This window comes from Sphingobacterium sp. (assembly GCF_039596235.1).
Lineage (GTDB): Bacteria > Bacteroidota > Bacteroidia > Sphingobacteriales > Sphingobacteriaceae > Sphingobacterium.
In genome coordinates, this window is the sequence record NZ_JBCNKE010000002.1 from 611,680 (window position 1) to 626,460 (window position 14,781).

General features: G+C 40.6%; 14 protein-coding genes. 6 read left to right on the forward strand and 8 right to left on the reverse strand.

All coding sequences use genetic code 11. From position 1 onward, the window contains the following. Positions 1-13: 13 nt before the first annotated feature. The 7 genes from ABDW32_RS06725 to ABDW32_RS06755 form a co-directional block, all read right to left on the reverse strand. The gene (locus ABDW32_RS06725) at positions 14-949 is read right to left on the reverse strand and encodes a 1-phosphofructokinase family hexose kinase (protein WP_343560676.1); all 936 of its coding nucleotides are present in this window, start codon (positions 947-949) and stop codon (positions 14-16) included. Between the two features lie 377 nt (positions 950-1,326). Beyond that, positions 1,327-1,851, reverse strand: a complete 525-nt coding sequence (locus ABDW32_RS06730) for a hypothetical protein (protein ID WP_343560677.1) — start codon at positions 1,849-1,851, stop codon at positions 1,327-1,329. 183 nt (positions 1,852-2,034) lie between these two features. Next, a complete protein-coding gene (locus ABDW32_RS06735; RefSeq protein ID WP_343560679.1) occupies positions 2,035-3,435 on the reverse strand; it encodes a TolC family protein in 1,401 nt (466 codons plus the stop codon). Position 3,436: 1 nt separating this feature from the next. Beyond that, positions 3,437-4,594 (reverse strand): biotin/lipoyl-binding protein, encoded by a 1,158-nt coding sequence (locus ABDW32_RS06740; protein ID WP_343560681.1) that lies wholly within the window; start codon positions 4,592-4,594, stop codon positions 3,437-3,439. Between the two features lie 39 nt (positions 4,595-4,633). After that, on the reverse strand, positions 4,634-5,008 hold the full coding sequence (locus ABDW32_RS06745) for a DUF3302 domain-containing protein (protein WP_343560683.1): 375 nt from the start codon (positions 5,006-5,008) through the stop codon (positions 4,634-4,636). Positions 5,009-5,081: 73 nt separating this feature from the next. After that, positions 5,082-5,717 (reverse strand): hypothetical protein, encoded by a 636-nt coding sequence (locus tag ABDW32_RS06750; RefSeq protein WP_343560685.1) that lies wholly within the window; start codon positions 5,715-5,717, stop codon positions 5,082-5,084. A 103-nt stretch (positions 5,718-5,820) separates the two neighbouring features. Next, a complete protein-coding gene (locus ABDW32_RS06755; RefSeq protein ID WP_343560686.1) occupies positions 5,821-6,447 on the reverse strand; it encodes a Crp/Fnr family transcriptional regulator in 627 nt (208 codons plus the stop codon). Positions 6,448-7,475: 1,028 nt separating this feature from the next. Here ABDW32_RS06755 and ABDW32_RS06760 point away from each other — a divergent pair. Next, a complete protein-coding gene (locus ABDW32_RS06760) occupies positions 7,476-7,667 on the forward strand; it encodes a hypothetical protein (protein WP_077434302.1) in 192 nt (63 codons plus the stop codon). 5 nt (positions 7,668-7,672) lie between these two features. Continuing rightward, positions 7,673-9,418 carry a hypothetical protein gene (locus tag ABDW32_RS06765; RefSeq protein WP_343560689.1) on the forward strand — a complete coding sequence of 582 codons (1,746 nt, stop codon included), beginning with the start codon at positions 7,673-7,675 and terminating at the stop codon, positions 9,416-9,418. Positions 9,419-9,583: 165 nt separating this feature from the next. On the opposite strand, the gene ABDW32_RS06770 is transcribed toward ABDW32_RS06765, so the two are convergent. Further along, entirely contained in the window at positions 9,584-10,405 is an 822-nt protein-coding gene (locus tag ABDW32_RS06770; protein WP_343560691.1) for a helix-turn-helix domain-containing protein, read from the reverse strand. Between the two features lie 653 nt (positions 10,406-11,058). Here ABDW32_RS06770 and ABDW32_RS06775 point away from each other — a divergent pair. The 4 genes from ABDW32_RS06775 (at position 11,059) to ABDW32_RS06790 (ending at position 14,717) form a co-directional block, all read left to right on the forward strand. Beyond that, positions 11,059-11,880, forward strand: coding sequence for an AraC family transcriptional regulator (locus ABDW32_RS06775; RefSeq protein ID WP_343560693.1), 822 nt, complete (start codon positions 11,059-11,061; stop codon positions 11,878-11,880). Between the two features lie 535 nt (positions 11,881-12,415). Beyond that, positions 12,416-13,255, forward strand: a complete 840-nt coding sequence (locus tag ABDW32_RS06780) for a helix-turn-helix transcriptional regulator (RefSeq protein WP_343560695.1) — start codon at positions 12,416-12,418, stop codon at positions 13,253-13,255. 52 nt (positions 13,256-13,307) lie between these two features. Next, complete coding sequence (locus ABDW32_RS06785; RefSeq protein WP_343560697.1) at positions 13,308-14,177, forward strand: hypothetical protein; 870 nt, start codon at positions 13,308-13,310, stop codon at positions 14,175-14,177. 51 nt (positions 14,178-14,228) lie between these two features. Beyond that, positions 14,229-14,717: an ester cyclase gene (locus ABDW32_RS06790; protein WP_343560699.1), complete on the forward strand. Its 489-nt coding sequence runs from the start codon at positions 14,229-14,231 to the stop codon at positions 14,715-14,717. Positions 14,718-14,781 lie beyond the last annotated feature (64 nt).

Genomic DNA, 14,781 nt, shown 5'->3' on the forward strand with positions numbered 1-14,781 from the left:
TTAATCCATGCGCTTATAGCTTTCTAACCTCGTCATATAGTCTGTCCACATCTTTCTTTTGAAAGAGGGCGGTTCCCTCAGCCATAGTGGTCGCCGATCCGCAAGCTATCCCCATGCGAAGCACTTCTTCGATTGTGCCTTCTCGGGCCAGAATGGATACCATACCTGCCACCATACTGTCTCCGGCACCTACAGTACTACGTATTTTCACAAGTGGTGGAACCATCTGAATTTTTTCGGCTGCGGTATACAGTACGGCTCCCTGGGCACCCAGAGAGACGACAACAAGGACAGCTTGGCCCTGCGAAATTATTTGCTGGGCGGCATGATCCAGATCTGTTCTGAGCAATTCCTCTTTTCCGACAAGAGCGGCCAATTCACCTGCATTTGGTTTCAGTAGATATACCCCTTCTTGCAACGCAACTTTAAGTGCATCCCCCGAAGTATCTACGATCACTTTACTTCCTATAGCTTTACATTTATTGATAAGTAACCCGATAAAGTTCGGGGGGACATCGCCTGGGAGACTACCGCTGATGACTACAAAGTCAGGTATTGGATTTAATTGGTCAACAATAGCCAGGATGTTTTCCTTTTCTTCAGCTGTAAAGGCTTCACCTGGAAATCCAAATCGGTATTGCCGGTTGTTGGTTGTATCTACCACAATAAAGTTCTCCCTTGTCTCACATCCGATATGGATGGGTATAATATCGAGTTCTTCCTGTTTTAATAATACCTCCAACATATTGCCTGTTTTTCCTCCAGAGGTAAAAAGTGTATTTGACGATATGTCAAGGCGTTTGAGTGCACGACTTACATTAATTCCTCCACCACCAGCTTCATACTTTGGAGTATCACAGCGCAGCTTCTTTTCGGGAACAATGTTTTGAACCCTGGTGCTTTTATCTAATGAAGGATTTAATGTAATGGTTAATACAGTTTTTTTCATCTTGTTGTTCTTATTAAAATTAGTTACATCAACATTTGAATTACTCGTTAACGTAACACGTTGTAACTCCCAGTTAGCTAAGGTGCTTACTTTCAATTTAATGTAGCCTAATTTTAACCTTAATATCGTTAGTTCTGTAACGAGGTATAAATTATAGGCAGCTTTAACATGAAGATAATCGTTATTTGTTAATATACACAGAATAATTTGTGAAATTATGTTCCGCTGGATACCATCTTAAAGATGAATTTTTTCTATATAATATGATACGGAAAAATGTTATTGAACATGTATATTATAATCGAAATAAGGGAATGGTAAAAAATTGGTATCCCAGTCAAATTTTGAACTGGATTAAGGATACGAATGTTGGCTCATTACATAAACAATGCGAGCACAATACTTATGGCAACATAAGCGAAACAAATCAGGTATGGATAAGCCTTAATGTAAAAGTCCTTTCTGTTTGGTTTTTTCGGGAACTTAGCAAAAAAATCTTCAATATCAGATTTTATGCTCATATCAGGAGACAGAAAATATTTTGTGGCAGTTTGTGTTGTAACTCTTAACATAAACGCTTTTCTCGAATTATAGTTGTAAATATTATAGGTTGTGTTATCATACAAATGAACTTCATTTCCTTTTTCATCTTTCAAATAAAATTGATCCTCAGTTTTAATGAATGAAATTTTTTGCATGGTACTTTTCATTACAATGATTAAAAAACCGAAAGCTAAACTCAATACTGCAATAATTAATTGAGTTTGATTTACTGTATATTTAACATCCACAGCTTTAATAAATACGATTGAAATCGGAAATAAAATGAATATGGTAATTAGCGATGCCCCAAAAGTATATTTACTATGGAAAGCAGATAAGGTTATTTCATTTTTCTTCATTTAGAATTGCTTAAGTCCCTAAATTATACAAAAAATATATGCTTAGCTACAAAATGATCGATTTTTGTGACCTCCATAATTATTGCGGTCTTGTAGAATAATGATCCTGAAAAAATTTGTGGAATGAGAGGAATCAGAAAAGCTAATCTTTTGATTAGCTTTTCTGTCTGGAACTTGAGTTATTTAAAAATGGGCAAGACCATTTGCTCCCAGAGCCATGTAAAGGTTGATCCTTTCAATGCGCTGTTGGAGATGGAGGTCGATATTGTTCATTTCTCTTTTTATCAGATCTCTCTGCTTTTGAAAGAGCGCGAAACTGTTGCTACTTCCGACACTGATCTGTTTTTTTGTTAAATCTATATTTTTCTCTAACGAAGAAATTGCCTGTTGCTGGAAAACCTCCAGCTTCTCAATTGAACCTAAATTTGCCAATGCAGATTCCACTTCGTTGAAAGCTAATAGAACTGATTTTGCATATTCTTCAACGGCTTGTTTTTGTTGTGAAGTTTTTACTTCAACATTTTTTTCTAGCTTCCCCCCGTTGAAAATTGGTGTTGTTAATCCAGCACCCACTTTTATCAATGGATTGGAAAACAAGTTGCTAATCCCATCGACATTGGTTTCCGCAGCGCCAAAGCCCGCACGGATGTTAATAGAGGGTAACCGAGCCGCTTTTGCCGCCTGAATCTCATAGAAACTTGCTTCTATTTGAAATTGCCGTGCCATAATATCCGCTCTCTTTTCCAATACATTCAGCGGGAAATCTTTAGGGATATCCTGTTGTAAGGATAAAAATTTTGCATTAACTTTTATCAATCCTGCAGGATATTTTCCACAGAGCATTTCTAAACTTCTTCTTGATTGCAAATTCGCATTTCTAATTTTTTCGAGGTAGGAATTCAATAGAATAGACTCACTTTCTATATTGGACAAATCAAGCGCATTTGCTGTTCCAATTTTATTTTGAACAATTAAAATCCTTTTTAAGTCTTCCGTTTTCGTGATATACTCTCTGATCTTTTGCTCTTGGTACTGTCCCGCGATATTCAGGTAATATGCCTTAACAATCATTCCGGCAACAGACTGTTCCAGCATTTTTTGCTGAAACGTAGCCGAAAAGTATTGGCTTACACTCGCCATTTCCACAGATTTATTTTTTCCCCAGAGATCGAGTTCCCAATTGGCTTTTAACTGCAACTTTCCAATATGACTGCCGCTGACAAGATTGTTACCTGTATTTGCTAATGCATTAACACTCGGATAAAGGCTACTTCCGGCAATATCCATCGCTAATTCAATTTGATTCAGCTTTTCTTTGGAGATAATAATATCCGCATTATGGGTAAGCCCTTCTTTGACTAACGCTTCCAACTCCGGAGTGAGTAGTTCCTCCATCCACGCATAAGAAAAAGCCGGTTGGTGTTGACCTTGTTCCTGAATCCATTTATCGGATATTTCAACATTCGCCTTAATCGCGCTTGTATTTTTTAGTTCTTCAATCTTCTCAGGTGTTGCATTTTTGTAGCCGATACACGAAGTCAAGTTGAATAGGAGGAGAGCGCCCATACTTATATTCTTTATCATATTAATGCAGTTTTGGAATTAAGTAATTGATTTTACTGCTCACACGTACCATTACTTTCCGGATAAGATGCAAGGGTTTGATGTGGTCGGAATAAATGACAGCCGTTCCTCTTGCACCGACAGTTAACGGTTGTTCGTTTTCGTCCAATACAAATTTTGCAATGAGCTTTCCATCCGTTTCAGGCAATTGTCGTGCTGTCTCCGGAATTCCTGAAGTCGTGGCATTACCACCAAGCATTCCACCGGCATTGTTCATGATACCCTGACTGGTTGCATCAACCACATATTCCAATTTGGCTTTGACCACTTTCCCTGGAGCTGTTTTTAAAGCAAGCTCGACTTCATTTCCACTTTTTACAGTTTCCAACTCATTTTGAGAGAAGAAGGCGATAATAGATTGTTGTTTCTGGATCAGTACGAAAGCAGATTTAAAAGGCGCCATCATGGCTCCTTCATTCAGCTGTACATTTGGAATAAGACCATCGGTAGGTGCTAAAACTACTGTTTGAGAAAGATTCCATTTTGCCTGATCTAATTTGGCTCTCAGTTCCGCAATAGACGCATTTTCGCCATTATGTGTCGAATGATATTTGGCTTCCAATGACGATTTTTGAGCTTGCGCAGCGCTAATTCGCGATTGCAGATCCTGCGAAGTAGCGAGGGCTTGTTCCAGGTCAAATCTATTGGCAGCACCAGCCGCGACGAGTTCCTGATATTGCTTTATTCTTTTATTGCTCAGATCAAGCTGAGATTGCAAACTCAGTATATTTTTGCGGGCAGCATCAATATCCGAAGTATAGGAGGAAACGGTAGACTTCATATTACTAAGCTGGGCTTCCAAGGATTTTATCTCTTGCTCATATGGTACCGGATCTATCGTAAACAGTGTATCTCCTTTTTTTACCTCCTGATTTGTTTTTACATATACCTTCTTCACTTTTCCTAAGGTTTGGGTTGTAATATCAACACTGCGGTTTCCTACCTTTACATCCGATGTAATGGGGCAAAAATAGTTGAGACTTAGTATCATTGCAATAGACCCAAAAATAGGTAAGGAGTATACAACAACCTGCGTATTGAAATTCCAAGGGATCAGTTTTAGTTTTTTGATTAACAGCCAGCAAATACCGGCATATATTCCTATTAGTAATTCTAACATAATTTTTTGTTCTAGATGATTCTGTATTTCTTATAGAATTTATTTCTTTTCCTCAATAGCCAAGCTTTCTTCATCTGAGGACGAGTCCGATTCACTTAAATCTGGAGCAGATGTTTTATCTTTTTTGTAGTCGTAGTTTGCCCATATCAAAGCGACTGGCCAGAGAAGGCCGCCAAATATCAATGAAAGTAAACACATGCTTTTTATGGCATTCAGCTGTGGATGATTTTTCTTCTCCGCTACTTTTTCAGGATAAATGTGCACTTTCCAAAATAGAAATATTCCTGCGATCGGTAAGATGAATATGATCAGCCATGATGCGACATCTGCGATCGTGTCTTCGGTACCGCCTGTAGCGGCATGCGAAATGCTGCACAACAGCAATAAGTATATTGTTGCGAATAATTTTTGCATGATAAGATAAATTTGGTGATAAAAATCTCGGCAATATCAATTAAGATAAAGCCGAGCATCATGAACACATGATTTAAAACGAGTCTTTAGTTCCATATTCTTCGCGAAGTACATTTCGCAAAAGATCAACATTTTCATGGTAAATCGCAGTTTGTTGCGGGCTTAAGACTTTCTCAAATGCTTTGTCCGTTTTCTTTAGCGCTTTATGCAGTTTACGTTGTGCATTTTTTTTACCTCTATTATTATCAGTAGAAAAATATAAGTCTAAGTCCTTTCTTACATTTTTTACTACTGTTTGATTGATTTCAAAAATCGGATCGAGCTGATCTTGGGATAAATCCAACATTTTAGCCATGACAATAGTTCTAAAAGTAGCTGCTCTTATTATTTTGTTTTCCTTAAAGAGTTGAAATTGTACCGGTGATAGAATTTCCTGTACAGCTAGGTTCCTATGTTTTAGGATATCTGTAAAACTTTCCATGTTCTCAGCAGCGTTACTGTTTTGGCGTAAGTTTTCTACAGCATTGGCCGCCTGAAGGTTTATTTGATAGACCTGTTCGGCTTGCGTTGCTGTCATATTTAAAAATGACATTTCTTGGGTGATGTACAGGCCAACCTTTTCTGCCTCCTGAGATTGGGCATGTGCTGCATTAACTTCTAAAAGTGCGAATAAGCTTAAGACTCCTATTCTTACAATAAATTTGTTCATTTTGTTTTCGTTTTAAATCATACAATCTGTGCAAATGGCTGTTTAACAGCTTTTTTGACGAAGCAAAATTAGAACGAATACAGGCTAAAAAAGTATTCTTAAGTTAGTTTTTTGGTGGGCGCTTTTTTTGTATACGGGCTGTTAATCGGGATAAAGAATTTGGTGTAATGCCCAAGAAATTAGCGATATGCTTACGATTTGTGTTTCTGGTGACGTACGAACGGTTTTCCAGGAAAACTTCATAGCGGGCACTCGGGGAGTCACTGCACAATTGTTCGGTACGTATACGTAATGTATCAATGATAATTTTTAATGATTTGACATAAAACTGGAAAATCCCTTTGTGCTGAAATGCTAACTCTTCAAATCGGTCTTTTGGAAACAGCAGTAACTGGGTGTCTACCGTAGCTTCGATGGTATATTTTGTTTCCTTTTGATCCGCGTAATATTCGGGAATCCCGACAATAACGGCATGATCTGCTTCCGAAGAAAAAAAAACATTATTTTCGGTTCCATCATCCGAATAAAAATACCAACGTAACAGACCGGTCGTGAGTACAAAAACAGATTCAAACCGATCGTCCGTTTCCACAAGTTTTGTCTTTTTCGGAAGAAACAATGGCTTACATATTTTGGACAATTCGAGCCGCTCATCATCATTCAACTGATGAAGAGATTTCAAATGTTGCAATATTTCCGATTGGTTTAACATCATTTTGCAAGTATCCATTCAAATTTAATAAAATCGGTTTAATTATTATTGCTAATTAACATACTCCGCATTTAATTCATCTACCTAGACATCAAGTCTTGGGAGGGATGTTGGATGGTTTATTTTTAACATGTCCTTTGTGGCGGAAACCATAGAAGGGACAGCTCTGAAACCTTCATCTTTTGTTAAAGGTGCTTTTTTGCCTACACGATCATAACCCATCAAAAGTTTTCTTCATCAACTTTAGTCAAATAAGGCTTAGGCTGAGCTATACGGTATTTCTTCCTGAGATAAGCTGTAATCAGCTTAGGGTAGGGGATTTTATAGGTTTGCATATTTTACCCTTAAGCTCTCGGTAATTGAAAAAGCCAACTATTGGAAGTAGTTGGCTTCACACATTAAATTAGGAATATATCCATATAAGTTATGAATAAGATATTGTAAATATAGAGAAGATTTAAGGTCGTGTAAATGCGAAAATCAATCACAATGTTTCCAAAATCAATTCTGGAGCAGTTTTTCAATGCAAGAAGCCTAACTGTATTGAATTGTCCTATAAAAAGTTGGTATGGGCATATAAAAACAAACTTTTGTCCTAATATAATTAGCCTATATAGCTCTAATTTTATCCCGGTAGAATTTTATAATTAAATGAATACAGCTTATCTCTTTTAGCATAGAAGCAAATACTGGGATAAATAGGGCATAGGAATGTATTGTTATGACCTGAGCCGTCCAAAGTTTGTTAATTATAATTATCCACTAAACATACAATACTATGAAAAACCGAGACCCGCACAAAAAATCAATATGTACCAGCTATTGCCACCGTGGCGTATGTAGGAACGGAAGCTTGTATTGGCGTCGGTTCAGCGAATGCTTAGTTTATTAAAGACATTCCTTGGTTCCGGCATTTGGCTTTCCCCTGCGTTGCATCGCTGAGAAGTAAAAGCTTTTATATGTCCATTAAAACTGGAATTTGGTTTTTCGCACAGTATCGTCATTCGTATTTGCGATATACGCTATTAAAATAAAAATAAAATGAAATGAAAATCAACAATCAAAAACACAAGAAAAAGTACATTCCACCAAAGTTTGGAATATTGCAAGTTGAATTGGAACAGTCTGTAGCAGCTGGTTCAGCAAGCATTAATACTGGATCGCAAGATGCCAGTCAAACCCCTTCAGAACGGGAATTTGAATCCGGATGGTCCAACAGTAGAGATTACGACATTTAATAACAATGAAAAAATATTTTAGCATATACAGCATGGTCCTGATCCTGGGAATAGGTTCGATCACGGCCATTTCTTGTTCAGAAAAAGAAAATAAGGAAGATTTACAGGTCAACAAAGGCAATGTCGCTATCCGTTCGGTACGTTTTGTAAATGATGAAAACGTCATCAATGTCGACGGAACAGTGAAAAAAGGTGCCTCGGTGGCCAGCCCACAGGATGCTGCCGCTTTACAAGCAAGCATGACATTCGAGTCAAAAGTGGTATCCCCATTGAATATTCAGTCTGCAGCTGATTTTGACTTCGCCACGGATATGCAGACCAATGCGCTTGGCGAATCAGGAAAGGGCCTGAAAGCATCGACAAATGCGAACAAGCTAAGGGCAGCGGATGTTCCCTTGAATCAGAATAAAAAATTTCGCCTGATCTTTATCAAAGATGGCGCTACCACGCCATTGTATAATGAACTTCTCAATGCAGGACAGGATCCTAACCTGACGGTAGAGGCCAATGCCAAGTATAGATGGTACGCCATTTCTGTGAATGATCCATCCACTGCACCTGATATCGATGGCAATGGTAATATTGCAGCTGCGGATCTGGCAAACAAAGATTTTATGTTTGCTTCCGGCGAAATCACCACGCAGCCTGAGAACAATTATCTTGATATCCTTTTCCTTCGCCAGATGGCAGCCATTGAGGTCAACATTAATACGCGGGGGATCTTTGGTGGTATCACCGACAATTCGACCTTCTCGCTCGGTAAAGGTACGGGTACCGCCTTTACTAATATTATCCAGACCGGTGATTTCAGCATCTTTAACGCAAGTTTTTCCAATTTGCAGGATGTTGGTCCCATCAATGGGTCTGAAATGACCGTGGTGGACAGCCGCTGGGGCAATGCAGAAAAGATTGCACATTTTTATACGGCCAATGCAAGCGCTATTTCAGCCAATAACTTACGGGTGCGGCTTGACGGTCTCCATATTACACTGGATGATAATACTACCCGAAACTTCGCAGCAAATAGTATTGTACCCATCAGTCACAGTTCGGAATTGAACCTGACCAAAGGTACCCTGTCCAAAACCAATGTACGTCTGATCGAATCGGGTGTGACTGTCAGTGGCCTGGTTTGGGCGCGTACCAATCTGGTTTATGATAGTGGGAAGCTCTATGGTGGAAGTTACACACAGGGTGCGTCGGATGCCTATCGCTTTCGCACGGATAATAATTATTCCTACCCATCCATTAATACAGAATACTGGAATTTTGGTACAACGACCCCGCGTGGAACAGACTACCGTACGGTCGATCAATGTAAAAGGGTCTATCCGGAACTAACGTGGAGATCGCCATTGGAGAATACTAATAGTGGGGTACAAGAGTACACTAAACTGTCGCAAAATAGTAATCGGAAGACCTCCATTACAAGAGTGCCTGATGGGTATAGACATACCATCACTTGGACAGGTACACAGACACATAATTCTGCTTATCCGGACAATGACCTGGTATTATCGTATTATGGCTATATCGATAATAACGGTAACCGGCAGCAGATTCCTTCGGGAAGTTCGGCTGGCACTGGAACACTCCGCTATAAAAGTGCATCTTTTAATTCAAGTAATAACGGAAATCGGATCCTTTATGCAGAAGTCAGTAACGGAACCTTTCAAAATATGTCCATTCAGGAAGTGGCTTTTAGTCAGGGTAATACCATCCGCTGTGTGCGCAATGTGATCAATAATTAGGATTTTCCTAGGAGGACAGCTATTCTTTAGGTTGTTTAATGGTTAGTTCATCGCATTCAATGGTGATGTTTGAAGGTGGATCAGCTTTGCTGGTCCGCCTTTTTTATGCTGCTTTTTTAACGCTAGTGCAGCAAAGCCGGCCGCAGTCTGATCTTTACTAAAACATCAGCCCAGCTTACGGATCTGCTTGCTGGTGAGTCCCGTTTTGGATTTAAGGAAATGTGCAAAACTGGCCATGCATTTAAAGCCCAGTCTAAAAGTGATCTCTTTGGTCGACAAGCTGCTATGGACCAGGAGTGACCTGGCTTCCTGCAGCACAAGCTCGTCAATATAGGCCTTGGTCGACATGCCGAGGTATTTTTTGCTCAGCATATTCAGGTGGCTCCTGGAGATGTATAGCGCTTCGGCGTAATAAGAAGCTTCTTTGTGCGCAACGATATGCTGGTTTAAAAGCTCGTTAAATTCAAGCAATACCCGGGGTAGCAAGCTGCTTTCAATGGCTGTCCCGCGGCCGATCAGATCATCAATCATCTTTAAGATCAACCGCGTACGCAAGTGGATCGCCTGTTGATCCCTAGCTCCAGCCGACATCGCCTTGCCCAATAAGGAAAAGTCGATCAGCAGCAGCCTATACTGATGCTGCAATTTGGGAAACACCATATAAGCAGTAATGCTTGGCCCAAGGAGATGACTGTTGCTCATAAAAAGACTTACAAGGTCATTACTCACCGTCAGCAGATGTGCGGTATCTTCCACACGAAGCTGTATAGACTGCTGCTGCCCGGGTATGCTGAAATAGAGGCGGCTATCCTGCTGAGTGCCTTCTATACGGGTCTGTTCCAGTAAAAGGAACATATAGGCGTTTTCAAGGCCAAAATCAATGCATTCCGTCGTCCCCGACAGCACCCTGTAGGCCAGCGGCTGGCTCTGCTCGGCCTCAAGGACTTGTTCGATATGAATCTCCGGTAGGGAATTGTCTACGATCATTGGTGAAATGCACATTTTTTTTTATAGTCAGGCCGCAGCGCTATGCTGCGGGGATTAGCAAATTTAAAAACTCCATGACCCGATATTTATGGACAATTCATCGAAAGGATAGGATAATTGCTGTATTGCTAGGGCTGATGCCGAAGAGCGGATTTGACGACCAATCGGAGAGGCCCTGAGGCTGCATGCCGATAAAGACCGTCACAGCTTGGTCGTCGGTATCCGCAAAAAAAAGCAAAAGCGGGTTTCGGGAGCACTTTCGGCTTGAAATTCAAACCGTCAATTCTTTTGCACACATGATCAGTTTTTAACGGCCCTTATTGCTATTTTTAAAGTCAATTGCTTTATAAATTTACCCTAAAGAATGTGCTGTCGATTTATCTTGATATGCGTTGAAAAAGCAGGATAAAAAATACAGCAGCGTTTTGATATTAAAGTTTGGATTCCCTCGGGCCCTGATGGACGGCCTGGGGGTACTTTTTAATTTTCGTAAAATTGGCAAAGAAATTGCATAACCCGCAGTATGTCAGGATTGATCTACTGTCCGCAGGCTCCGTCCCGGATCCTGTACTATGAAAAACAGCAAATAAATGGATCTAGCGATCAGGATTTTAATACAGAGATTTTATCAATAAACCCAAGAAAAAAGCGGCATGAACACACGTCCGACACCTCGGTTAGAACCCGATGGTATTATTTACAATACGTTTAATGGAAAAGATGTTTTTAATAAATCCATTAAATGCACCTATTTTCTCGTTGTCTTATTTTTAGATGGATCCGGCGTACACAGCATTGATGGGGTGGAATACCCGATTCAGAAAAACCAACTTCATTTTCTTTTTCCGGGACAGCACCATTATTGGGAAACGGATGGCCAGACCAAGGCATTGCAGATCGTGGTGGGCAGCGAGCTGTTCATGGAATTTTCAAGTATCAACGAATTTCTTTTTATCAAAAATAATTTCCGCCCAATCTTACGATTCAATAACGATAAGTTTCAGGCGGTGTACAATGAAATGACGGCCATCAAAAGTGATCTGGAGCTGGTCAAAGTGGACAACAACTGGCGCCAAATTTTGCAGATGCGGATGAATATTATTTCCTCCATCATGAAGCGGGAAGCCGAACATCATATTGAAAATGCAACCCTTAATGATCTGAATGCCATCATCAAGAAATATTGGCACTTGATTGACAATCACTATAAAGTGGAAAAAGAAATAAATTGGTATGCGGATAGACTGTATATTTCCGCCAATTATCTGAATATCCTCTGCAAAAGAAACCTCAATACGACAGCCTCCGATCTTCTTTTGCAGCGCGTCATGCAGGAAGCAAAACAGCATCTACGCTTTTCGTCCATGTCAATAAAGGAGATAAGCTTTGACCTGGGTTTTGGGTCGGCAGCATCCTTCTCCACTTTTTTTAAAAAACGAAGCGGTTTTAGCCCTTCGCAATACCGTTCGGGTTAAGGGATTGATTTCCCTTAACCCACCACTATTTTTCCGTCGATTCCAGTGCGGGGGAACATCGATTTTACTGATTTCATATTCGGCCTCGGATTTCCTCTCTCCGGGGGCATCTGCTTATGTTTGCCCTACCGCTCCGGGTTCTTTTGGTTCGCATCGTCCTTCTGTTCTCCTGTCTGTCCCCATTGCCCTGTCTGTCCTTTTCTCTTGATTTTAGGAAAACATACCGATGCGAATGCCCCAGGCCCTTATACTACGTTTTATTCGATTGCCTTTGAAATTTGCCGATTTTCCAGGCTAAACCTGCAAATACTTTTTCAAATCATTCCTTTACTTTTTCAGATTATAACTCGCTTCGAATTTTTCTGCGAAGCTCTTTAAATTTCCCCCATCGAATATGAAAAATATGCGGGAGGAATGCGGCTCATTCGACAAAGCCGTTCTCTTAGGGAAGAGGGATCTCATGCCGCTGTAAAATTATAATACGCTTGTATATACATATTAAGTGATAAATGATTAACGATTTAATTCAATTAAAATGATGTATTCCAAGACGGGTTTTGAAGTCTTAAACCGGGAAGCGATAAGCGAAAGGGAGGTGATTTTTTTTCCGCTAGAAGAATGGGAAAATTGGAAGCAGAAAACGATGCATGATTACTATATGCTTTTGATTTTTGAATCGGGCAGTGGCATGCATCGGATCGACTTTAAGGACTTTGATGTAGGTCCGAAACAGTTTCACTTAGTGCAACCACAACAAACACATGAATTTAAATTCAACAACGATGTGAAAGGCTATAGCCTGCTGGTGCAGCGCCGTATTTTTGAATCGTTTTCAATCAGTTTTCATTTCGCGCTGCCGATGTTTATAAAATATCCTGTAATACACATGCAACGGTTGGAGTTTGAATACCTCAAGAAGGAATTTGCGGAAATTGCCAACGAGATGCATTCAAAAAAAATGAAGGATCTCATTATTGCACGTCTCTTTGTCATTGCCTTCCTGATCAGGCGGATCTCGAAAGCCTATTTTAGGGAGCAACCGCAGGTCAACGAAAACCCCAAAGTATATAATTTTTTAAAACTTATTGATCTCTTTTACCAGTCCACCAGGGCCGTTTCTTTCTATGCGGAAAAACTCAATATCACTACCAACCACCTGACCATCTTATGTCAGCGCTACTTTGGCAGTACAGCGACAAAACTGATCGACGACCGCATCCTGTTGGAAGCTAAAAAAATGCTGGTCTCGGGCACATCGGTCAAAGAAACCGCCTATGCACTTAATTTTCAGGATGTCTCGTACTTCTCCAGATATTTTAAATTACATACTAAAATCACACCGCGTGAATTTGTGGCACAGCATAGGATCGATTAGACGGTCATAAATACGAAACCAATCATTTTATATAAATAATACAAAACAACTAATGGCACAAATTAAAATTGACTTTCAAAAGCTCAGCCTACAGGTGCTCAGCATCCTTTTATTACTTTTTATGGCTGTTCAGGCCTATTATATACTGTCGTCTGAACCGGAACAATTGCTCGCTTATCTGAACTTGGCCTCCCGGGAGCCGCTAGCTGATATCAGCGGCGTGCAGCTTTATATATTGACCTTAGTTGCCATTGTCAGTATAATCGCCTTCGTGCTGTTGGTCGTAGCAGCGATCCGTTTGGAAGTCTTTACGACAGACCGGCCCAACCATGCGCTCAAGTGGGGCCTATATGCGGTGCTGCTTGCCTTGGTGATCTATGGTGGTCTATTGCGGAGTATTTCCAACCAGCAGGGGGCGGCGCTGCTTTTTTTTGCGGCCAGCCTGGTCTTTCTTCTGATCGGATGGATCAACTACAACGAAGTCAGCGGAAATTGCGCCGCCTGGAAACTGCTTCGCAACCTGCCCGTTTATGCCATGCTGCTGTATACGATGGGACTACCCGGTTACGTAAAGCTGTTCAATGCAGCAGCGGTTATTCCACGCTATGAGCGTATGTTTAAAGATAGTTTTATCGCGCAGTTGCCCGGTGGTACTTCCTTTATGATCCTGATCATGGGCGTATTTGAGCTATTGGTGACATTGTTGTTGCTCGCCTCCCTGTTAAAAGCGGAGTTTAAAGTGGATAAATCAAAGCCTATCCTCAACCTGGCGCTGCTATTGGCCATCATCACCTTTAGTATGCTCTGCTTTGGCCTGATGGTCATTAACAATTATCAGGGGGCGATCAACCTGGTATTCTATGCCATCTTTACTTTTTTTCTATTGGTGGCCACACATAGCAAAGAGGATTTGCACCTATAAAAGCTGTTTATGGTCGGGTATTTTTGCTTATCTATGTTAATTTGGAAAATCATGAGACTAAAAAATTCTAGTAAACTGCTAATAGCTATGGTCATTTTGGGCCTGGTTGCAGGCTGCCGTTCCGCTAACGAGAGGGACCCGTTGGGATCTGGGGACAGATCCCTTGGTGAAGCGCAGCACAATAAAGAAGTGGTGCTTAACTTTTACCAGCAAATGTTCGGGGATAAGGATCTCACTGCTGTCGACCGCTATATAGATGCAGGGTATATCCAACACAATCCAAACGTTGCGGATGGTGCCGAAGCATTTAAGCAGGCTGCTGCTGCCTGGTTTAAAGGGGCAGAAAAAACCAAAGTGGATGTGCAGCATATTGCCGCCGAAGGTGACCTCGTTTTTATCCATATCAAAAATAAAAATAAGGATGGTTCACTGAAATCGACGATGGATATATTCCGCTTAAACAAGGGTAAGATTATTGAACATTGGGATGTACACCAAAATGTACCGGCAGTTTCGGCCAATCCACACCCGATGTTTTAACATATTCGTATCGTTGTATCCTTACGTTCAGCCAACCTGTCCTGAACGCTTCCATTGTGATGAT